Here is a 527-nt window from a genome sequence, read left to right on the forward strand (position 1 = left end):
CCTGATGTTCTTCAGCGTCTCCGAACCGCTGTACTACGTCTCGAACGTACCAGGGTTCTACAACGCTGAGGCAGGAACCGGCGCAGCGGGCGTGGCCGCGATGACACAGACCTTCTTCCACTGGGGCTTCCACCCGTGGGCGATCTACGGTCTGGTCGGACTCGGGCTCGCCTTCTTCTCGTTCAACCGCGGACTACCGCTGACGTTCCGGTCGATCTTCTGGCCGCTACTCGGGGAACGGATCTACGGGTGGCCCGGTCACGTCATCGACCTCGTGACGGTGTTCGCGACCCTGTTCGGGCTCGCGACCTCGCTCGGACTCGGCGTCGCGCAGGTGAATACCGGTCTGTCCTACGTCCTCGGCGATATGCTGGGGCTCGTGAGCATCCCGACCGGAACGATTCCGCAGGTGCTCCTGATCGCCGGGATCACTGCCATTGCGACGCTCTCTGTCGCCGCCGGTCTCGAAGGCGGCGTCAAACGGCTGAGTACGATCAACCTCTACCTGATGTTGACGCTGCTCGGGT

At 63.4% G+C, this 527-nt stretch carries 1 protein-coding gene; it reads left to right on the forward strand.

Going from position 1 to position 527, the window contains the following annotated elements:
- On the forward strand, positions 1–527 hold a 527-nt coding region (locus DEQ92_RS21785), incomplete at both ends, for a BCCT family transporter (RefSeq protein WP_199522966.1).

This window comes from Haloferax sp. Atlit-6N (genome assembly GCF_003383195.1).
Taxonomy (GTDB): Archaea; Halobacteriota; Halobacteria; order Halobacteriales; family Haloferacaceae; genus Haloferax; species Haloferax gibbonsii.